We start from the raw sequence: 19,651 nt of genomic DNA on the forward strand, positions 1-19,651 counted from the left end.
TTGGCAGGCCGGGGCAAGAGGGGCGGGGCCAGCAGTGAGAGAGCATTCGGTCAGGCCGGGGCAATCACCCGGCTGACAGTTTCGAGCAGCATCGCCGGAGGGCAGGGTTTGGCCAGCGTCGTCGCGCCGGGAAAGCGGGCTGCGACTTCCGTCGCCGAATGCCGTTCGGAATGGAGGATCACCGGCACATTGTCATCGAGCAGCTTCTGCGCCAGCTCAAAGGTCAGGCCATCGGCCAGTTCGATGTCGAGGATCGCCAGATCAGGCCTTTCCTTCTGGCAGGCCAGCATGGCCGAGGAAATTCCGGCGTGCGGCCCTTCAACCTCGTACCCGGCTTCTTCAAAAGTGTCGCACAGATCAAATCCAGTAATGAACTCGTCTTCGGCCACCAAGATCCGCAAAACCATTGACCCTCTCCCGCTTCTCCGACTCCCACAAATCGAAGTGTATCACGGATTGGACGTCAACCTTGCGCAATATTATCCAGTGCGGCCGAATTGTGCTGCAAATGCGTTTTCGTCTCCCGCAGCCAGCAATTGTGCCTGCTCGACCCACTGATCCCGCGTGATGCGACCGGCGAAACGGCCAAGCTGGGCGTCGATCCGCTCGATATCGGCAGGCTGCCATGCGGCGATCTGGGCAAAGCTGCGAACCCCGAGTTCGCCCAGCAGCGCGGCCAGTTTGGGGCCGAGGCCCTTGATGCGCGTCAGATCGTCAGCGGCCCCGGCGGAAGGTGGGCTCACCGTCGGGGTGATGGCGGGGCCAGCCTCGGCATCGGTTTCCACCGTCGCTGCGGCGACCGCCTGACTATTCGCGGCGGCCGACGTTGCGCCCTGAATGATTGCGATCGAACGCGGCGCATCGATCAGCGCCTGATTGCGCGCCGCAGGGGCTGCGCCGTCTTCCAGCACATCGCGGGCAAGGGGGCTGCCGCTTTCGTCCTCGATCACGCGAGCCTTGCGGCTGAGGCGGGCGAGGATCCACACGGCCAGCACCAGCGCCACCAGACCGAGCAGGATCAGCGGCAGATAATTCATAAGGTCAGGGGACATGGCGCTTTTGCTCCCAAGCGAATCATGACGTTGCGGCGATGCGCTCTAGCAGCCTCGTCCCGCTTCGCCGAGGCCCCTGCGATCAGCCGCCCTTCATGCTGGCGGCCTGCTGGTTCAATTGCAGGAACTCCTGCCGCCAGAAATTGTCCTGACTGCCTGCGAGTTTCCCGATGTCGTCAAAGCCGAAGCCCAGCATCATCTCGTCCCCGCGCAAGACCTGACCGTAAGCCGCGACTGCGGCGGCAAAGGCAAAGTCGCCTTTGGGCGCCGTGGCTGACGTGAACGCGGCGGAGGGTACCGCTTGCTCGATCAGCTTGGAGGTATCGCCATCAGGCAGCTTGTAGCGCAGTTTGACGTTGGCAGCCTCGGCCAGCCTGGCGGTTGCCGCCACGTCAGGCTTGTCCTCATAGCGGCGGGGCGCGATCCAGCCCTTGCCGCCGACCGCGACCACTTCATAGATCGCCGTCACCTGATGGCCCGCGCCAATCTCGCCCGCATCGACCAGATCATTGTCGAAATCCTCTTCGCGCAGCGCCCGGTTCTCGTAACCCACGAGGCGGTATTGTGCGATCACGGCGGGGTTGAACTCGACCTGGATTTTCACGTCCTTGGCGATGGTGAAGAGAGAGGATTGCATCTCCTCGCCCAGCACCTTTTTCGCTTCCATGGCGGTGTCGATATAGGCGTAGTTGCCATTCCCCTTGTTCGCGATCTGCTCCATCATCGCTTCGTTGTAGTTGCCTTGCCCGAAGCCCAACGTGGTCAGCGTGATGCCGCTTTCGCGCTTCTTCTCGATCAGTTCGATCAGCGCCTTGGTGTCTGACACGCCAACATTGAAATCGCCGTCGGTGGCCAGGATGACGCGATTGACGCCGCCCTTGATGAAGTTGTCCTCGGCAATGCGGTAAGCCAGCTCGATCCCGGCGCCGCCCGCGGTTGATCCGCCCGCGGCAAGGCTATCAAGCGCGCGGCGGATCTTGGCGGTGTCGCTGGTGGGTTCCAGCACCATGCCCGCCGCGCCTGCATAGACGACGATCGAGACCGTATCCTTGGGCGAAAGCTCTCCCGCAAGGCCGGCCAGCGCGGTCTTGACCAGAGGCAGCTTGTCCGGGGAGTTCATCGAGCCCGAGACATCCATCAGGAAGACGAGGTTCGCAGGCGGACGCTCATCGCCTGCGATATCATACCCGCGCAAACCGATGCGCATGAGGTAAGTGCCGGGGTTCCACGGGGTCTTGGCGACATCGGTGGTCACGCTGAACGGCTGGCTGCGATCCTTGGGCCGCGCGTAATCATAGCGGAAATAGTTGATCATCTCCTCGGTGCGGACCGCATCCTTGGGCGGCATCATGCCTTGGGTCAGGAACCGCCGGGTATTGGCATAGGCTCCGGTGTCGACGTCGACCGCGAAGGTGGAGACGGGCTCGGCCGCGGTCAGCCTTACGGGGGAGACCTCCTTGCTGTCATACTTCTCGCGGCCCGGATCGGTCGCCACCATCACGGGCGGGGCGTAGAAGGCGGCTTCATTGGCGGAGGGGGCTGCACGGCGGCTCACTCGCTCCGCATCCGCTACGCGCTGCGAACCGGTGACCACGATGGCACCGGGTGACGCAGGCGGCGGCGGAGGAGGGGGAGGCGGCGGCGGCGGAGGGGGCGGGGGAGGTGCCGTAACCGAGGGCGGCGGCGGGGCCTTGGCCAACTGCTCGGGCGCGTTCTTCGCGCAGCCAGTCATCACCGCGCACAGTGCTACTGCCGCGACCAACCGTGTTCCTCGCATCACCTTGTCTCCCCGCGCTTCCAGCGGTTCGAAAAATCGTAGCCGACCCGTGAATAGCGACTGAACGTAATTCTGTTTGCGTGCGCGCGTGCGCTCGCGGCCCGTCCGCGGGCGGGCCGTGGGTGTACTCAGGCCCGGGAAGGGGGCGTAATCACGGCAGGTCGGTCGCCGGGTCGGGGACGACCTGCTTGCGGAACAGCACCTTGTCCCCGTCGTCAAAGCCGCGCCGCCAGATCACCAGCGCATAGGTGCCGAGGATCGCGGGCACGCCGATTACCAGCTCCATCCACTCGGGCAGCCACGTAAAGGCATAGCCCACCACCACGGCAGGCGCGGCGGCATAGACCAGCGCCCAGCGCAAATTGCTGACAGGCGCTTTGAGCAGATGCTTGAGCAGCAGCGCCTTGACGAGGCTCGACATCGCCAGCGCGATCATCAGCGCGCCGGCTGCGCTGGCCGCCTCGAAGCCTTTGCCAAGGCCATAGGCCTCCGCCCCCTCGATCAGCGCGATGGTGAGCACGGCCTGAAGCGCGATCACTGCTACCGAAATCGCCAGATTGCGCTTTCTCGCGATGTAGACGAGCACGCTTTCCGAGACGACCGCCATCGACGCGGCGACCTCGGCCGCCAGCAGGAAAGCCAGCGCGGCTGTGCCCGCGACATAGTCAGGCCCCCACAGGCCCATCACCGCCTCGCCCGGCATCCCGAGCACCAGCGCGATGCCCAACTGGATCGCGATGATCCAGAACCCGACCTGCCGCACCTGCGCCGCTATGGCCCCCATGTTGCCGATGCGCAGGTTCTTGGTGATGACCGGAGAAAGAATCGGCTCAAAGCTGGTTTTGAGCTTCTGCGGGAGCGATGCGATCTGCTGGGCGGCGTAATAGATGCCCACCGCCTGCGGGGGTGCGAAAAAGCCGAGAATGAAGATATCGAGCAGCCGCGTGCCGCGCTCGATCGCATCGGCCCCCACCAGCGGGAAGGCGCGGGACGACATGGCGAGCAAAGCGCGGGCCTCCGGTCGCCAGCCCTTGGGCAGGCCATAACCGCGCAGAAACGGCCAAAGGGCTGACAGCAGTCCGCAATAGATCGACGTGATATAGGCCAGCGCCAGCCCGCCATCGCGGGTGGCGGGGATGAAGAAGAACACGCCCGCGCCGATGGCAATCGACCACGGTTCGACAATCGCGCGGGTGCGCACCATGGTGGCGATATCATAACGATAGGCCTGGGCGGCCAGCAGAATTTCGGTGACGGCAAAGGCGGGGATCGTGGCGACCAGCCAGATATCCCAGTGGCTGTTGGTGCCATTGGGAAACATCGGTTCGGGGAAGGCGACCAGTAGCAGCGCGGCCACACCGGAATAGGCGAGCGCCAGCAGGATTCCGTCATAGACGAGATTGCTTTCCGCCTCCCGATTCTCGCCCGCCCCTTCGGAGAGGCGCTGCGCCAACCCGCGCTTTTCTCCCAGCGAGCAGATCAGCGCGACAATCTCGATCACCACCATCGCCGAGGCAAAGCGCCCCAGCGACTCCGCTCCGTAAAGCCGAGTGGCGATGACAAGAAAGGGGATGCGGGCGATCAGCCGGATCGCAAAGCCCAGCGTATTGGTGCGCCCGCCCTTTGCCAGCTTGGCGATGTCGTCCTGATCGTCAGCCGCTGTGGTCACGCACCGGCTTCCCATTCGGCCTTGAGCGGACGCGCGAGCAGCGTCTGCACCACGTCACGCGCCGGAGTTCCGGCGAGCAGATCGGCGACGGCTCTGGTGATCGGCATCTCGATCCCACGTTCCGCCGCGAGCTGCGCGAGCACGGGTGCCGTGTGCGCGCCTTCGGCCACGGTGCGCTTGTCCGCCAGCGCTTCGGCGGCGCTCATCCCCTGTCCCAAGGCCTTGCCGAGCGAGAAATTGCGGCTGGAGGTGGACGAGCAGGTCAGCACCAGATCGCCGAGGCCGCAGAGGCCTGCGATGGTGTCGAACGTGGCGCCATAGGCTGCACCGAACCGCGCCATTTCGGCAAAGCCGCGCGTGATCAGCGCCGCGCGGGCGTTCTGGCCGAGACCGAGCCCATCCACCACCCCGCAGGCGATGGCGAGCACATTCTTGACCGCGCCGCCAATCTCCGCGCCAATGACATCGTCCGAATAATAGGGTCGGAAGGTAGGCCGGGCGAGGGCAGGTGCGAGCCTTTCCCACTGCGCCACGCCGTCATCGCAAGCGAGCGTCACCGCAGTCGGCAATCCGGCCGCGACTTCGTGCGCAAAGGTCGGGCCGGAAAGCACGGCAATGGCGCTGCCGGGAGCCGCTTCGCTGGCGACGTCGAACATCATCCGCCCGGTGCCGGCCTCAATCCCCTTGGAGCACAGCACCAGATCGCGCGGCGCCGTGGTCAGGCCGGTCAGCACCCGTCCCAGCACCTGAGCGGGTGTGACCACCAGCACGGTATCAAGCGCGGCAAACGCGGCCAGATCCCCGGTCGCGCGGATAGTCGGGGCGAGGGTTGCGGAGGGGAGGTAGAGCGGATTGCGGTGATCGGTGTTGATCGCGGTGACCACCTCAGGCTCGAACGCCCACAGCAGCACGTCGCGCCCGTCACTGGCGAGCATTTGCGCGAGCGCGGTGCCCCACGCGCCTGCGCCGATGACGCCCAGAGTTGCGGGCTTGCTCATGCCTTTACTCCAGCGCCGCGCACCGTCTCCGCCGCGGGATCGAGCGGCCAGCGCGGGCGGGCGAGAAAATCGAGCGGGTCACCGGCAAAGGCGGCGCCCGGCTGCCAGCCTTCCGCCGCGAGCCGTTCGCACCCGGCCCAGGCGATCATCGCTGCATTATCGGTGCACAGCGCCAGTGGCGGCGCGGTAAAGTGCATGGCGTGCTTGGCGGCAAAGGCTTCCAAGGCGGCGCGGACGGTCCGGTTGGCGGCGACCCCGCCAGCAACGACCAGCGCCGGGAAAGGACCCGTCCGTTCCAAGGCCTGATCAAGCCGGTCGATCAGGCAATCGACTGCGGCTTGCTGGAAACTCGCGGCGATATCGGCGTCGGTATAATTCCCCGTTCGTGCGGAGCTTGTCGAAGCACCGTTTGTCCCTTCCGAAGACAAATACGGCCCTTCGACAGGCTCAGCGCGAACGGGATTGAGGGTTTGATTTTCCTTCGCCCGCAGCACCGCGCTTTTCAGCCCGGCGAAGGAGAAATGCGGTTCGGGCGAGCCCTTGAGCGGGCGCGGCAGAGGCACCGCCTCGGAATCGCCCTCCAAGGCCAGCCGCTCCACCGCCGGCCCGCCGGGATAGCCGAGGCCGAGGATCTTCGCAGTCTTGTCAAACGCCTCGCCCAGCGCATCGTCGATGGTGGTGGCAAGGCGGCGATATTGGCCCACGCCCTCAACGGCGAGAATCTGGCAATGCCCGCCGGACACCAGGAGCAGAAGGTAGGGGAAGGCGAGGCCCGCGTCTGCCAAGCGGGGGGATAGTGCATGGCCTTCGAGGTGGTTGACTGCCAGCAGCGGCTTGTCGGACGCCATCGCCAGCGCCTTGCCGCTCACCAGACCGACCATTACCCCGCCAATCAGTCCGGGCCCGGCTGTTGCAGCGATCGCGTCGACATCGTCAAGACCAAGGCCCGCCTCGCCCATCACCTGCGCGATCATCGGGGCGAGCCGTTCGGCATGGGCGCGGGCGGCGATTTCGGGAACGACCCCGCCATAGGGCGCGTGTTCGGCCTCCTGACTGGCAATCGCCTGCGCCAGAATCGTCCCGTCGCCGCGCACCAGCGCGACGGCGGTTTCATCGCAGCTGGATTCGATGCCCAAAACCAGTGGGGGCGCAAAGCCAGCTTCTGAGGTGTGCGTGACCGATCCCATCCCGCTTCCATCTAGACTGTGTGAAGGCTAGAGCAAGCATAGCTATGACTGAAACTGAACGAACCGCCCCCCGCCTGCGCCTTGGCACGCGCAATTCCCCCTTGGCTATGGCGCAGGCAGTCGAGACCCGGGCCCGCCTGTGCGCCGCCCACGGCTGGAGCGAGGATGCGGTTGAACTCGTCCCGGTGCTTGCCAGCGGTGACAAGGTGCTCGACCGGCCCCTCTCGGAAATTGGCGGCAAGGCGCTGTGGACCAAGGAGCTGGACCAATGGCTGGGCGAAGGCCGGATCGACCTGTCGGTCCACTCGGCCAAGGATGTCGAGACGATCAGGCCCGACACATTCCATTTCCCCGCCTTCCTGCCGCGCGCGGACCGGCGTGACTGTCTGGTGGGAGCAGCGAGCATTGCCGCGATCCCCGAGGGCGCCGTGGTCGGCACCAGCGCGCCCCGGCGGGCGGCGCAACTGCTCAACCTGCGCCCCGATTGCAAGGTCGTGACCTTCCGCGGCAATGTCGCGACCCGGCTGGCGAAATTGCAGGCGGGTGAGGCTGATGTGACCTTCCTGGCCGCTGCCGGACTGGAGCGTCTGGGCCAGAGCGCGGTCGGCACGCCGCTCGAACAGGATGAATGGATTCCGGCCGCCGCCCAAGGCGTGATCGCGATCGAATGCCGCGCCGATGATGCGACAACCACTGCGCTACTGGCCGCCATCGACCACGCGCCCACGCGCGCGGAACTCGAAGCGGAGCGCGCTTTGCTCGCCGAACTGGGCGGCACCTGCCATTCTCCGGTCGCGGTGCTGTGCGTGCCTGCCGATGGCGCGCTTGTGATGCGCGCGGCGCTGTTCAGCCCGGACGGGGCCGAGCGGATCGAGGGCACGGCCCGCTTTGCGCCCGGTGACCACGCTGCGGTCCAAGCGCTTGCTGCCGATTTGCTCGCCCGGGCGACGCCTGCGATCACGCAGCACTTCAGCGGCAGATGAGCTTCCGCTTGCTCGCGTTGCGCCCGCAGCCGGGGCTTGACGCGACGGTGGAGAGGGCGCGCGCCATGGGCCTTGCGATCACCGGCTTGGCCCTCTCCGAAATTCGCGCCGTCGCTTGGGAGTGCCCTGATCCGGCGGGCATTGACGGGCTGCTGATCGGCAGCGCCAATGCCCTTCTGCACGGCGGGACAAACCTCGCCCGCCTCACCGCCAAGCCGGTCTATGCCGTGGGCGAGGCCACCGCCGCGGCTGCGCGCGCTGCCGGGTTCACCGTCGCCATGACCGGGAGTGGGGGGCTGCAAGGGGTGCTTGATGCCATCGCTCCGCCTAGTCACCTGCTGCGAATCGCGGGCGAGGAGCATGTGCCGCTTACGCCGCCTGAAGGCGTTACCTTTGCCGAGGTGATCGCCTATCGCAGCGTGCCCCTGCTGCTCGATCCGGTGACGCCCCTTCTGGCGGAGGGCAAGGCGCTGGTGCTGCTCCATTCCGCCGCCACGGCGCGCCATTTTGCCGAGGAATGCGACCGGCTCGGCGTCGCGCGGGCGCGGATCACGCTCGCCGCACTCGGCCCGCGAATCGCGGCTGCGGCGGGCGCGGGATGGGCTGCCGTCCATATCGCGCCGCAGCCGGATGAGGCCGCCATGTTGCAATTGGCATTTGACTTGTGCGGCGAGCCGCGCTCCATTCCGCCTCGCTCACCCTGACAGCCGTAAGAGCGGCGCGGGCGAGCGGGATTATACGGTCGCAAAAGAACGGATCACGATGGCAACTGAGCCCGGATCATCGCCATTAGACATTTCGCCCAGACCCGCGACGGGTCGGGCGCTGATGCTTGCCGCCTTCGCCGCGTTCATCGCGGGCGGCGCGCTGGTGGGTTGGGTGATGTGGTACAACCTTCAACCCGGTCGCCCCGGAGCGCCGCGTGCTGACGTGGTGGCCGAAGCGGGGGCAGGCACCGGATCTGCGGCTCAGACGCCGCTCACCGCCAAACCGACCCCGATGGCCGCGGCCGAAAAAGCGGTCGAACGGGTGGCCGAACAGCAGGGCGGCCTCGACCAGCGCCTCGCCGCCGCCGAACAGCGCCTGACCCAGCTCGACCTGCAAGCCCAGGCCGCCGCTGGCAATGCCGCGCGGGCCGAAAGCCTGCTGATTGCCTTTGCCACCCGCCGCGCGGTCGAACGCGGGGCCGAGCTTGGCTACCTGTCCGATCAGCTGCGCCTGCGGTTTGGCGACCAGTGGCCCAATGCGGTCAGCACGATCATCGAATTTTCGCGCAATCCGATCCGGCTCGACAGTCTAGTCGCGCGGCTCGAAGGATTGGGGCCGCAACTGCGGGAAAGCAGCGAGGGCCCATCATGGGCCGCGTTCCAGCGCGAGGTCGGACAGCTGTTCGTGTTCCGCCGCGAAAGCACACCCTCGCCGCAGCCGCAGCGCCGGTTGGATCGGGCGCGCTGGGCTCTGGAACAGGGCCGCTACCGCGCCGCGATTGACGAGGTGAAGGCCATGCCGGGCGCGAGCAAGGCCGATGCCTGGATCGCGGACGCCGAACGTTATCGCAAGGCGATGGAAGCGATGGAAGTGATCGAAACCGCCGCCGTGCTCGACCAGCGTGGTTTGCGCGACGGGGCGGGCAATCCGGTGCGGCAGCTGAGCCCGTTGATCAGGCCCTGAGCGCAGCTTGCGTCCCTCCCCGTTCGCTTGCGAATGGGGAGGTGGCAGACGCCTTGGGCGGCTGACGGAGGGGTTCTTACTTGCGCTTTACCCCTCCGTCAGCGCGTTCCGCGCTGCCACTTCCCCATCCCGTCGGGACGGGGAGGGACTGCTTGGCCAACCTACCCCCGCAGCAATTCCGGCAAGTCCCCGGAAACCCCGCGCGCTTCGTCCATGAAGAAGCTCTTGAGCATCGGGGTGCGCTGCACCGCCGCCATGCCGAGCCGCCTTACGGCCGAGGCGGCTTTGCCCGGCACGCCGAACAGCCGGGTCAAGCCATCGGTTGCCAGCGCGACCATGAAGCTGTCCAGCCCGCGCCACGTCTCGTAACGCTTGAGCAGCTCGGGATCGCCCGGATCGAGGCCCAGTCGCGCGCCGTCCGCCAGCACTTCGACCAGCGCCCCGACATCGCGCAGGCCGAGGTTCAGCCCCTGACCGGCAATCGGGTGGATGCCGTGCGCCGAATCGCCGATCAGGGCGAGGCGTTCTGCGGTGATCTTGGCGGTATGGTGGAAGCCCAGCGGCCAGCTTGACCGGTGGCCCACACTCTTCACTTTGCCCAGCACGCCGCCCATGCGCTTTTCGACTTCGGCTAGGAACGCGCGGTCGCCCAGCTTCATCACGCCCGCGCCATCCGCTTCGGACACGGTCCATACCAGCGAGGAGCGGTGCGTGCCATCCGCATCGTCGTTGAGCGGCAGCAGCGCAAAGGGACCGGCGGGGTAGAAGATTTCCCACGCCACGTTGCCGTGCGGCTTTTCATGCGTCAGCCCGGCGATGATCGCGCGATGCTTGTAATCCCACTTGGCTATCGCAATGCCCGCCTGATCGCGTGTCGGCGACTGGCGGCCCTCCGCCGCGATCATCAAGCGGCCTTTGAGCTTCTGCCCGTCCGCCAGCACGGCGGCGACGCCATATTCGCTGCGCTGGCGCTCGGTGACATGGGCCTTGGCGACCCAGTTGATGAGGGGTTCCTGCGCCGCAGCTTCGAACAGCGCGAGGCGCAACCGGCGATTGGGGAACATTCGCCCGAGCGTGCCGCCGCCTTCACCGGGAACGAAGTCGAGCCGCCCGGGCTTGTTCTGATCGGTCACCGCAATCGCGGCGATGTCGCAGGCGAATTGTTCGAGCCCTTCGGCGATCCCGATATTCTCGAACAGGTGCCAGCTCGCGGTCGAGATCGCGGTGGCGCGGTCATCGAAGCCTTCGGCGGTCAGTTCGGCCGGGTCGGCGCGGTCGATCACGTGGCTCGACAGTCCTTTCTTCGCCGCCGCCAGCGCCAGCGTCATGCCGACGAGCCCGCCGCCGAGGATCACCAGATCGCGCGTATTGTCTGTTGCTGCTGTCACGTCTCGCGCTCCGATTGCGAAGTATGGTGCTGAAGCCTAGAGGGTAGCCCGTGCCGCACGCAAGAATCTTCCCGTCCCTCATCCGACAATTCGCTGCATGGGTGCTTGCGCTGGCCGCAAGTCTGATGCTGGCGGGGCCGGGCTTTGCGCAAGCAGCAACGCCGCAGCCCGCGCGTGGCGGGCCGCTGATCGGGTCCGACAAGATCGCGGTCGCGCTCTACGCGGACGGCGCTCCGGCCGAAGGCAAGGAATGGACGCTGGCGCTGCGCTTCACGCCGAGTGCGAGCGAATGGCATGGCTATTGGTCGAACCCCGGCGATGCGGGGCAGGGGATGCGCCTGTCGCTCAACCTGCCGCCCGATTGGGAAGTGGGCGAAGCGCGCTATCCGGTGCCCAAGCGGCTGGTGATCAGCGGGCTGATGAACCATATCTACGAGGGGTCCTACACCGTGCTGGTGCCGGTGGTGCCGGGGCCGAGCGTGAAAAGCTTTGCCGGAACGCCGGTCACAGGCGCAATCGAATATCTCGCCTGCACCGATGAGATCTGCGTGCCGCAGGCAGCTGCGTTGACGGCGCAGGCAGGGGGCGATTTCGCGCGCTGGCGGGCTGCTATCGCGCCGCTGATCGACGCCAAGGCGCGCTTTGCGATCACTGGCAAGACGCTGCGCGTTGCGATCCCCTTGCCCGCCAGTGTCGGCCTGACCGATCCGCACGTGTTCATCGCCAACGACCGGCTGGTGGCCTATGCCGCGCCGCAGACCTTCCGCCGGGCGGGCGATATGCTGGTCGCCGAAATCCCGCTCGATCAATACGGGACGGGCAAGGCCGCGACAGTCAGCGGCATCCTCGCCTTTGGCGAGGGCAGCGGGGTGCGCTTTGAAGCCGATCTCGGCACCGTGCCAAGCGGCGGCGAGATCATCGCGGGCGCGCAGAATGCACCCGTCCCACCGCTGTGGACCCTGATCCTCGGTGCGTTGGTCGGCGGTTTGCTGCTCAACATCATGCCCTGCGTCTTCCCGATCCTGAGCCTGAAGGCGATCGCGCTCGCCCGCGCCGGGGAGAGCGAGGCCAAGGCGCGGGCTGAGGGGCTGGCCTATACCGCGGGCGTGGTGCTGGCCTGCGTCGCGCTGGGCGCGCTGCTGCTGGCCTTGCGCGCGGCGGGCGAGCAGGTTGGCTGGGCGTTCCAGTTGCAGGAGCCGGGCGTGGTCGTGGCGCTGCTGGTGCTGGCGGCGGCGATCACGGCGAATTTCGCCGGGCTGTTCGAGCTGCCGACGATCTCCATGCGCATGGGGGGCGAACGCACCGGCGCTTTCGCCACCGGATTGCTGGCCGCTTTCGTGGCGACCCCCTGCACCGGCCCGTTCATGGCGGCAGCTTTGGGTGCGGCCTTGCTGCTGCCGGTGCCGCAAGCCCTGCTGCTGTTCGCGCTGCTGGGGCTGGGGCTGGCGCTGCCGTTCCTGCTGCTCGGCTTCGTCCCGCCGCTCAGGCGGATGCTGCCCAAGCCCGGCGCGTGGATGGAGCGGTTCCGGCGGATCATGGCGATCCCGATGGCGCTCACCGCGCTGGCGCTGCTGTGGCTGACGGTGCAGCTGGGCGGTCGCCCCTTTGGCCTAATCGCGCTGGTGCTGGTGTTCGGCGTGGTTGTGGCGCTGTTCGTGGTGGGCAAGCTGCAACGCGCCGGGAAAATGGCCTGGCCCGCCTTCGGCCTGGTCGCCGCACCGTTCCTCGCCTTTGCGCTGATCGGCCTGCCTTCGGTCTATGAAAGCAAGGCCGGCGCGCCCAAGGCCAGCATCCACAACCCACAAAGCTTCAGCCGCGATGCGCTGGCCAAGGCGCGCGCCTCGGGCAAGCCGGTGTTCCTGTGGTTCACCGCCGATTGGTGCGTGACCTGCAAGGTCAACGAAGCCAGCTCGATCGAGCGCGAGAGCGTGCGCGCAGCCTTCGTCAAAGCGGGGGTGGTACCGATGGTGGGCGACTGGACGGTGCGCGATCCCGAGATCACCGCTTTCCTCACCGAACAGGGCGCAGCGGGCGTGCCGCTTTACCTGTGGTATGCGCCGGGAGCCGCCAGCCCGCAGCCATTGCCGCAGGTGCTGACCCCGGAGCTGCTTGAACGGCAGGCATCAGGGAACCGGTGACGGCTCCGGCGTCGGCGGGGTGAACAGCTCCAGGGCGGTCGGCGCGTTGTCGCGCGCTTCGTTGCGGCATGTGGTGACAAGCTGCATCGGCAGCGGGCTCGGGTTGAGCCGCACCAGCCCCGCGCCCGGTACCGTCACGGTCGCCTCGCGTTCCGGCTTGAGCGCATCCCATTCGCGGGTCAGCGCCGGAACCTCACCCTGCCACAACACGCGCCCGCCAACCGTGGTCGCGTCGACCGGGAAGCGTCCGATCCAGCCATTGCCGATCAGCGCCAGCAGCGCGGCAGCGCCTTCGTCCGCAGGCGCATGGCGGGTGATCCTGAGGCGCGCTTCGGGCTTGGCAGGGTCAAGGCATTCGAGCGCGAGCAACACCGGCTGACCGGGGACACCATAGACCAGCCGCAGCGGCGTGGCCGTGCTCGCCCAGATCGCACCGGTGGTATCGGGCGAGGGCATCGGGGTGGAGGGCCCGGCGGTCGGCGCCAGAAGCGATACGCGCGCCACGGCCGCATCGGTCGGCGGCGGCTTGCACCCCGTCAATCCGCCCACGCTCGCCAGCGCGGCCCAAAACGCCAGTCTGCGGATCACCGCGCGCGGATAAAGGCGCGGATATCGGCCGAGAGCTTCGCGCGGTCCTCGTCGCGAATATACATCATGTGCCCGGCGTCGTAATATTTCCACGTGATGCGGTCCTGCGGGATCCCGTAGCGCTTCAGCGAATATTCCGCCCCGAAGAAGGGCGTGGCGAAATCATAATAGCCTTGCGCGTTGAACAGGCGCAGCTGCGAATTCTGCCGCAGCGCCTTCCCGATCAGGGGCGCGACGTTGAGATAGGCCGCGCGGCCCGACCCGTCGAGGCTCCAGTCCCAGTTGCGCCCCGGCTCGCGACCGATCGCCTGATATTCGCGGTCGGTCTTGTATCCCAGCGTCTCGCGCGCCCAGCTGTTGATCGCGGCGGTGTAGCCCGCATCAATGCCGTAGAAGCTCGGATCATTGTCCGGCGTCTCGCCCGCATTGTCGTAATCGGTCCCCGTGTAGCGCGAATCGAGGCGGCCCACGGTTAGCCCGCGGTCGCGCAGCAGTTCCTTGTAGAAGCGCTGATCGGTGACACGCAGATTGGCCTGGTCGAGATATTCCTCCGACAGGCCGGTGAGGCGCGCCAATTCCTTGCGCACGCTCGCGCGCTCCTCGGCGGGCAAGTCCTGCCCCTTGAGCAGCGCGGTGGCAAATGGCCCAATCGCAAAGCGGCGGGCTTCTTCAGCCACTGCCGCGGCCGAGGTGCCTTCGACCTTGCCGTGATAAAAGGCCGTGGTTGCCATGTTGGGCAGGGTGACGACATAGGCCATCTCGTTGCCGGGCGTCGTGTCTTCGACCCCGAAATCGAGGATGGTCGAAACGAGGATCAGCCCATTGAGGCCGACATCGTTGTAGGTGCTGCCTTCCAGCTCGTCCGCGACCATCGCGGTGCGGGTGGTGCCGTAGCTTTCGCCGCCGAGGAACTTGGGACTGTTCCAGCGGCCATTATCATTGATCCAGCGCCGGATCACCGTGGCAACCGCGCGGCCATCCTGGCGCAGACCATAATACTTCTTGGGATCGGTGCCTGGCGTAAGGTGGCTGAAACCCGTGCCCGGCGGGTCGATGAAGACAAGATCGGCCACGTCGAGCAGGCTGTCCGGGTTGTCGAGCAGCGGATAGGGCGGCGCGCCGTCATCCTTCGCATCAGAGGGGATCGCCACGCGCTTGGGCCCGAAGGCGCCCATCTGGAGCCACACCGAGCCTGAGCCGGGGCCGCCGTTATAGATGAAGAACACCGGGCGGGTCGGATCGGCGGGGGTCTTCACATAGGACGTGGTGACGATCACGGCTTCGGGCTTGCCCGCCTCGTCGGTGAGGATCGTGTCGGCAATGGTCGCCTTGTAGGCGATCCGCTGTCCGCCGAAGGTGCCGACGAGGTCACGCGTACGCACTTGCGCACTCGGCGCGGGCTTGGCAGCGGCCTCAGGCTTGGGCGCGTCTTGCGCAGCGGTGGGGGTAGCAAGGGCGAGAGCGCTGGCAGCGGCCAGCAGCGCGAGGAATCGGGGGCTCATGGGGGTAGGGGAGTGGCAGGGATGGGGGGCGGGGGTCAAGCGCGCCCTGGAGTGATCTAAACAGTAAAGCGCCGCACGTGATCGGAAAACGTCTCGCCGCCCAATGCCTCGGTGCGATAGCCGTTTGCCTTCCACGCCTTGCAGAGCTCGCATCCGGCCCGGATGTTGCGGCGTCGCAGGCGCTAGTGGTGTATTGTCGTGGTTCACGCGGCGCGGGGAGTGATCCGTTCCAGCTCGCCGTTCAAGGCGCGTTTTGCGGTGCGCAGTTCAGCACTTGTCTGAAGCCGAAGGAAGAAGCCCTCCGACATACGAAAGTAGCGCGAGAGGCGTAGGTCAAGCTCGCCATCAACGCGGGTCTTGCCGTCAATCATCGCTTGGAGGCGCGCAGGATCGACCGCGATGGCATCGGCCAAGGCGGCGGTATCGAGCTTCAGAGGCTCCATGAACTCCGACACTAGCATCTCGCCCGCATGGGGAATGTCGAGCCAGTCCGAGGTGTCAGTGGTAGTCGACGATTTCGACATCGTATGCGGTTCCGTTGTCCCAGCGGAAGCATATACGCCATTTCATGTTAATTGAAATGGAATGCTGACCGGCGCGGTCGCGGTCCAGCTCGTGTAGACGGTTGCTCGGCGGCAATTTGAGGTCATCAAGGGTGTCTGCGGCGTCGATCATGTTGAGCTTCGCCAGCGCGCGCTCCTGGATGTCGGCGGGCAGCTTGCGGCTGCGCTTGCCGTTCCAGATGCTCTCGGTTTCGGCACAGGCGAAGGAGTGGATCATGGCTGCCTCTGATTAGGTCAGCCCTCTAAGAATCACATTCTGAGGCGAAATCAATAGTTATTTCGAAACAGAATTTTACTCACGCATCGAACCAAAATAACTTTGACGCACTCAAGGCTTCCCCCCCATCCGCTTGTAGCGCGTCTTGCCGTACCGCGTCTTCCTCGTCCCCGGTTTGCCCTCATTGCTCCGGCCCACAATCGGCGCGCGTTTCTGATCGTCCGGCAATCCAAGCTCGTCCGCTTCCAGCCGCCGGATTTCGTCGCGCAGGCGGCCTGCTTCCTCGAACTCCAGATTGGCGGCCGCATCGCGCATCCGCTTTTCGAGGTCTTCAATGTAGCTGCGCAAATTGTGCCCGACGAGGTTGTTGCGTTCCTCATCCCCGGTGTCGACCAGCACGCTATCCTGCGCCGCGGTGTGCGCGACGATGTCGTGGATGTTGCGCTTGATGGTCTGCGGGGTGATCCCGTGCTCTTCGTTGTAGGCTTGCTGCTTGGCGCGGCGGCGGTCGGTTTCGGCGAGGGCGCGTTCCATCGAGCCGGTGATGCGGTCGGCGTAGAGGATCACGCGGCCATCGACATTGCGCGCGGCGCGGCCGATGGTCTGGATCAGCGAGGTTTCGCTGCGCAGGAAGCCCTCCTTGTCGGCATCGAGAATACACACCAGCCCGCATTCGGGAATGTCGAGGCCCTCGCGCAGCAGGTTGATCCCGATCAGCACGTCATACACGCCCAAACGCAGGTCGCGGATCAGCTCGATGCGCTCCAGCGTTTCGACATCCGAGTGCATGTAGCGCACGCGCACGCCAGCCTCGTGCATGAATTCGGTCAAGTCCTCGGCCATGCGCTTGGTCAGCGTGGTGACGAGCGTCCGGTAGCCCTTGGCGGCGGTCGCCTTGCACTCGGTGATGCAGTCCTGCACCTGATCCTCGACCGGGCGGATTTCGACTGGGGGGTCGATGAGGCCGGTGGGGCGGATCACCTGTTCGGCGAAGACGCCGCCGGTCTGCTCCATCTCCCAGCCGCCGGGGGTGGCGCTGACCGCGAAGGTCTGCGGGCGCATTGCGTCCCATTCGTTGAAGCGCAAGGGGCGGTTGTCGATGCAGCTCGGCAGGCGGAAGCCGTATTCGGCGAGCGTCAGCTTGCGGCGATGGTCCCCGCGCGCCATCGCGCCGATCTGGGGCACGGTCTGGTGGCTTTCGTCGACGAACAGCAGGGCGTTTTCGGGGAGGTATTCGAACAGGGTCGGCGGCGGTTCGCCGGGGAGCCTGCCGGTGAGGAAGCGGCTGTAGTTCTCGATCCCCGCGCACGAGCCGGTGGCGGCGATCATCTCAAGATCGAAATGGGTGCGCTGTTCAAGGCGCTGGCGTTCGAGCAGTTTGCCTTCTGCTTCGAGCTCCTTGAGCCGTTCCTCCAGCTCGAATTTGATCGCGGCGGCGGCCTGCTTCATCGTCGGCCCCGGCGTGACGTAGTGCGAGTTGGCGTAGACGCGGACCTTCTCCAGCGCCGCGCCCTTGGTGCCGGTCAGCGGGTCGAACTCGCTGATCGCCTCGATCTCGTCGCCGAAGAAGCTGACCCGCCAGGCCATGTCCTCATAGTGCGAGGGGAAGATTTCGAGGCTGTCCCCGCGCACGCGGAAGCACCCACGGGTGAAGGCGGCGTCGTTGCGCTTGTATTGCAGCGCCACCAGCTTGCGGATCAACTCGCGCTGGTCGACCACTTCGCCCACCTTGATGTCGAAGATCATCGCCGAATAGGTCTCGACCGAGCCGATGCCGTAAAGGCACGACACGGACGCCACGATGATCACGTCGTCGCGTTCCAAGAGCGCGCGGGTGGCCGAGTGGCGCATCCGGTCGATCGCCTCGTTCACCGAGCTTTCCTTCTCGATGTAGGTATCGGAGCGCGGCACATAGGCTTCCGGCTGGTAGTAGTCGTAGTAAGAGACGAAATACTCGACCGCGTTCTCGGGGAAGAAGCTCTTGAACTCGCCATAGAGCTGCGCGGCGAGGATCTTGTTAGGCGCGAGGATCAGCGCGGGGCGCTGCAAGGTCTCGATCACCTTGGCCATGGTGAAGGTCTTGCCCGAGCCCGTCACCCCGAGCAGCACCTGGGTCTTTTCACCCGCCAGCGCACTTTCGGTGAGCTCGGCAATGGCGGTCGGCTGATCGCCGGCGGGCTCGTAGTCCGACACCAGCTTGAACGGGATGCCGCCCATCGACTTGTCCGGGCGTTGGGGGCGGTGCGGGGTGAAGTCCGCGCCCGTTTCGGGCTCGTCCAGTCCGCGGCGGATCACGAGTTGGGCCATCGCCACATTATGGGGAACAAAGCGGGGACGTGCAAGGCGGCTTCCCGGCATAGCAGTGCTTTTCGTGCCGCGATTTGCTGCTAGATCGGTTATCACCGCGAAACGCTGGAGGAGACGACACTATGAAGCGCATGACCATTCTCGCCGCAGCCAGTGCGGCGCTGCTTGTCGGCTGTTCCGGCGCAGAGACGGATGCTGACGGCAATGGCGAAATCACCGCCAAGGAAGTCGCCGACAAGGCTCAGGCTGAAGGGATCAAGCCGCAGCCCGGGCTCTACAAGGCGACCATCACCATGACCGGGATCGACGTTCCGGGGATGCCTGCCGAAATGAAAGGCCACGGGGCCGGCGCGACCACCACCAGCGAGGATTGCCTGACGGCCGAAGACGTCGAGAAGGGTTTCGAGGAATTGGTCAAGAAGGGTCAGAATGGCGAGTGCGCCTATGAAAGCTTCAACCTCGATGGCGGCAAGCTCGATGCTGTCATGGTCTGCAAGACCCCCGAGGGCGAAGCGCGCATGTCCATGACCGGCACGACCACGCCCACCTCGTCCGAATACAACGCCAGCACCAAGATGAACTTTGACGGCATGGGTGAGGGCACGATGAGCTTCAAGGTGAAGCACGAGCGGATCGGAGACTGCCCGGCGAAGTAAATCGCCGCAATCGGCATTTCCTTTGTGACACTTCAGGGAACATTAATCGATTTCGCTCTTTAAATTGTCACATGATACTGCAGCGCTTCGTCCCTGAGCTTCCCCGCCTGCCATCCCCGCTGGTTGCAGCGGCGACGGCGGCGGGCGCGCAGGCGAGGCAGGCCTATGCCGCGACGGCGATGGCCCGGCGGGTTGCGCTCGCGCGGGAAGCCTGTCCCGAGGAATTTGAAGCGGGCAAGCCGCGCCTCATCCGCTTGCTGGGTGAGGCTGACGTGCTGCTCGAACCGCTGCGGCGCGCCAAGCGCAAGCCCGCCGCTAGGGCCACGGCCAATCCGCAGGTGGCGATGATCATCCCCGGCTTTGGCGCCAGCCCGCTGCGGATGCGCTATCTGGCGCGGCAGCTTGAAAGCGCTGGCCATGTGGTCAAGCGCTGGGGGCAGGGGCGCAACTGGGGCCCCGATCCCGAACGCTTCGACCAGATCGAGGCGCGCTTGCTTGAACTGCATCAACGCCATGGGCGGCCGGTCTTCTTGATCGGATGGAGCCTTGGCGGGCTGTATGCGCGGGAGATGGCCAAGCGTCAGCCGCAGGCGGTCGCCAAGGTCGTCACCATGGGTTCACCCTTTTCGGGGAGCCCGCGCGCCAACAATGTGTGGCGCGCCTATCAGTTCATCACCGGCCATTCGGTCGATGCTCCGCCGGTCGAGGCCATGCTGGCGGTCAAGCCGCCGGTCGAAACCGTGGCCTTGTGGAGCGCCAATGACGGCGTGATCGCCCCGCGCTGCGCGGCTGGCCGCCCGGGCGAACGTGACCGCGCGATCCCGCTGCGCTGCACGCATATGGGTTTCACCTATGATGCGCAGGTGATCGCGACTTTGCTCGACGAACTTGAAACCACCCGCATCTGACGCTTTTTCGTCGATCCTGCACAAACTGACATGGCGGCTTTCCTTTT

The 19,651-nt window shown here is 66.0% G+C and carries 18 protein-coding genes; 6 read left to right on the top strand and 12 right to left on the bottom strand.

The annotated features are described in order from the left end of the window. Window positions 1-50 precede the first annotated feature (50 nt). From ACLBKT_RS02895 to tsaD, 6 genes are all read right to left on the bottom strand, one after another. Window positions 51-407 carry a response regulator gene (locus tag ACLBKT_RS02895; RefSeq protein WP_410181473.1) on the bottom strand — a complete coding sequence of 119 codons (357 nt, stop codon included), beginning with the start codon at window positions 405-407 and terminating at the stop codon, window positions 51-53. Between the two features lie 72 nt (window positions 408-479). After that, window positions 480-1,052 (bottom strand): hypothetical protein, encoded by a 573-nt coding sequence (locus ACLBKT_RS02900; protein WP_410181474.1) that lies wholly within the window; start codon window positions 1,050-1,052, stop codon window positions 480-482. An 82-nt stretch (window positions 1,053-1,134) separates the two neighbouring features. Further along, window positions 1,135-2,607 carry a vWA domain-containing protein gene (locus ACLBKT_RS02905; protein WP_410181475.1) on the bottom strand — a complete coding sequence of 491 codons (1,473 nt, stop codon included), beginning with the start codon at window positions 2,605-2,607 and terminating at the stop codon, window positions 1,135-1,137. 373 nt (window positions 2,608-2,980) lie between these two features. Further along, a complete protein-coding gene (locus ACLBKT_RS02910; protein WP_410181476.1) occupies window positions 2,981-4,513 on the bottom strand; it encodes a lipopolysaccharide biosynthesis protein in 1,533 nt (510 codons plus the stop codon). Next, window positions 4,495-5,496 carry an NAD(P)H-dependent glycerol-3-phosphate dehydrogenase gene (locus tag ACLBKT_RS02915; protein WP_410181477.1) on the bottom strand — a complete coding sequence of 334 codons (1,002 nt, stop codon included), beginning with the start codon at window positions 5,494-5,496 and terminating at the stop codon, window positions 4,495-4,497. The genes ACLBKT_RS02910 and ACLBKT_RS02915 overlap by 19 nt, the downstream gene beginning before the upstream one ends. Further along, the gene (gene tsaD / locus ACLBKT_RS02920) at window positions 5,493-6,683 is read right to left on the bottom strand and encodes a tRNA (adenosine(37)-N6)-threonylcarbamoyltransferase complex transferase subunit TsaD (RefSeq protein ID WP_410181478.1); all 1,191 of its coding nucleotides are present in this window, start codon (window positions 6,681-6,683) and stop codon (window positions 5,493-5,495) included. The genes ACLBKT_RS02915 and tsaD overlap by 4 nt, the downstream gene beginning before the upstream one ends. A 44-nt stretch (window positions 6,684-6,727) precedes the next feature. On the opposite strand from tsaD, the gene hemC reads away from it, so the two are divergent. The 3 genes from hemC to ACLBKT_RS02935 all read left to right on the top strand — a co-directional run bounded on the left by hemC (window position 6,728) and on the right by ACLBKT_RS02935 (window position 9,337). Then, entirely contained in the window at window positions 6,728-7,666 is a 939-nt protein-coding gene (hemC, locus tag ACLBKT_RS02925) for a hydroxymethylbilane synthase (protein ID WP_410181479.1), read from the top strand. Then, the gene (locus tag ACLBKT_RS02930) at window positions 7,663-8,370 is read left to right on the top strand and encodes a uroporphyrinogen-III synthase (protein ID WP_410181480.1); all 708 of its coding nucleotides are present in this window, start codon (window positions 7,663-7,665) and stop codon (window positions 8,368-8,370) included. Before hemC ends, ACLBKT_RS02930 begins: the two co-directional genes overlap by 4 nt. 124 nt (window positions 8,371-8,494) lie before the next feature. Beyond that, entirely contained in the window at window positions 8,495-9,337 is an 843-nt protein-coding gene (locus ACLBKT_RS02935; RefSeq protein ID WP_410181481.1) for a hypothetical protein, read from the top strand. A 161-nt stretch (window positions 9,338-9,498) separates the two neighbouring features. Here ACLBKT_RS02935 and ACLBKT_RS02940 read toward each other — a convergent pair whose 3' ends face one another. Next, complete coding sequence (locus tag ACLBKT_RS02940; RefSeq protein ID WP_410181482.1) at window positions 9,499-10,725, bottom strand: UbiH/UbiF/VisC/COQ6 family ubiquinone biosynthesis hydroxylase; 1,227 nt, start codon at window positions 10,723-10,725, stop codon at window positions 9,499-9,501. A 50-nt stretch (window positions 10,726-10,775) separates the two neighbouring features. Between ACLBKT_RS02940 and ACLBKT_RS02945 the strand changes: the two genes are divergently transcribed. Beyond that, window positions 10,776-12,863, top strand: a complete 2,088-nt coding sequence (locus ACLBKT_RS02945) for a protein-disulfide reductase DsbD family protein (protein ID WP_410181483.1) — start codon at window positions 10,776-10,778, stop codon at window positions 12,861-12,863. Here ACLBKT_RS02945 and ACLBKT_RS02950 read toward each other — a convergent pair. The 5 genes from ACLBKT_RS02950 to uvrB form a co-directional block, all read right to left on the bottom strand. Continuing rightward, complete coding sequence (locus ACLBKT_RS02950; RefSeq protein WP_410181484.1) at window positions 12,849-13,451, bottom strand: hypothetical protein; 603 nt, start codon at window positions 13,449-13,451, stop codon at window positions 12,849-12,851. The two genes, ACLBKT_RS02945 and ACLBKT_RS02950, sit on opposite strands and share 15 nt — an antisense overlap. Next, on the bottom strand, window positions 13,448-14,953 hold the full coding sequence (locus ACLBKT_RS02955) for a S10 family peptidase (protein ID WP_410181485.1): 1,506 nt from the start codon (window positions 14,951-14,953) through the stop codon (window positions 13,448-13,450). Before ACLBKT_RS02955 ends, ACLBKT_RS02950 begins: the two co-directional genes overlap by 4 nt. Window positions 14,954-15,156: 203 nt before the next feature. Further along, window positions 15,157-15,477 (bottom strand): HigA family addiction module antitoxin, encoded by a 321-nt coding sequence (locus ACLBKT_RS02960; protein WP_410181486.1) that lies wholly within the window; start codon window positions 15,475-15,477, stop codon window positions 15,157-15,159. Continuing rightward, window positions 15,452-15,733, bottom strand: a complete 282-nt coding sequence (locus tag ACLBKT_RS02965) for a type II toxin-antitoxin system RelE/ParE family toxin (protein ID WP_410181487.1) — start codon at window positions 15,731-15,733, stop codon at window positions 15,452-15,454. The genes ACLBKT_RS02960 and ACLBKT_RS02965 overlap by 26 nt, the downstream gene beginning before the upstream one ends. 111 nt (window positions 15,734-15,844) lie before the next feature. After that, a complete protein-coding gene (gene uvrB / locus ACLBKT_RS02970; RefSeq protein ID WP_410181488.1) occupies window positions 15,845-18,040 on the bottom strand; it encodes an excinuclease ABC subunit UvrB in 2,196 nt (731 codons plus the stop codon). Between the two features lie 122 nt (window positions 18,041-18,162). Here uvrB and ACLBKT_RS02975 point away from each other — a divergent pair, with 122 nt between their 5' ends. Then, window positions 18,163-18,696 (top strand): DUF3617 domain-containing protein, encoded by a 534-nt coding sequence (locus tag ACLBKT_RS02975; protein ID WP_410181489.1) that lies wholly within the window; start codon window positions 18,163-18,165, stop codon window positions 18,694-18,696. A gap of 71 nt (window positions 18,697-18,767) precedes the next feature. After that, window positions 18,768-19,604 (top strand): esterase/lipase family protein, encoded by an 837-nt coding sequence (locus tag ACLBKT_RS02980; RefSeq protein ID WP_410181490.1) that lies wholly within the window; start codon window positions 18,768-18,770, stop codon window positions 19,602-19,604. The last annotated feature ends 47 nt before the right edge of the window (window positions 19,605-19,651 follow it).

Origin of the sequence: Erythrobacter sp. W302b, from assembly GCF_046452395.1 — a bacterium.
In the GTDB taxonomy this organism is placed as follows: Bacteria; Pseudomonadota; Alphaproteobacteria; order Sphingomonadales; family Sphingomonadaceae; genus Erythrobacter.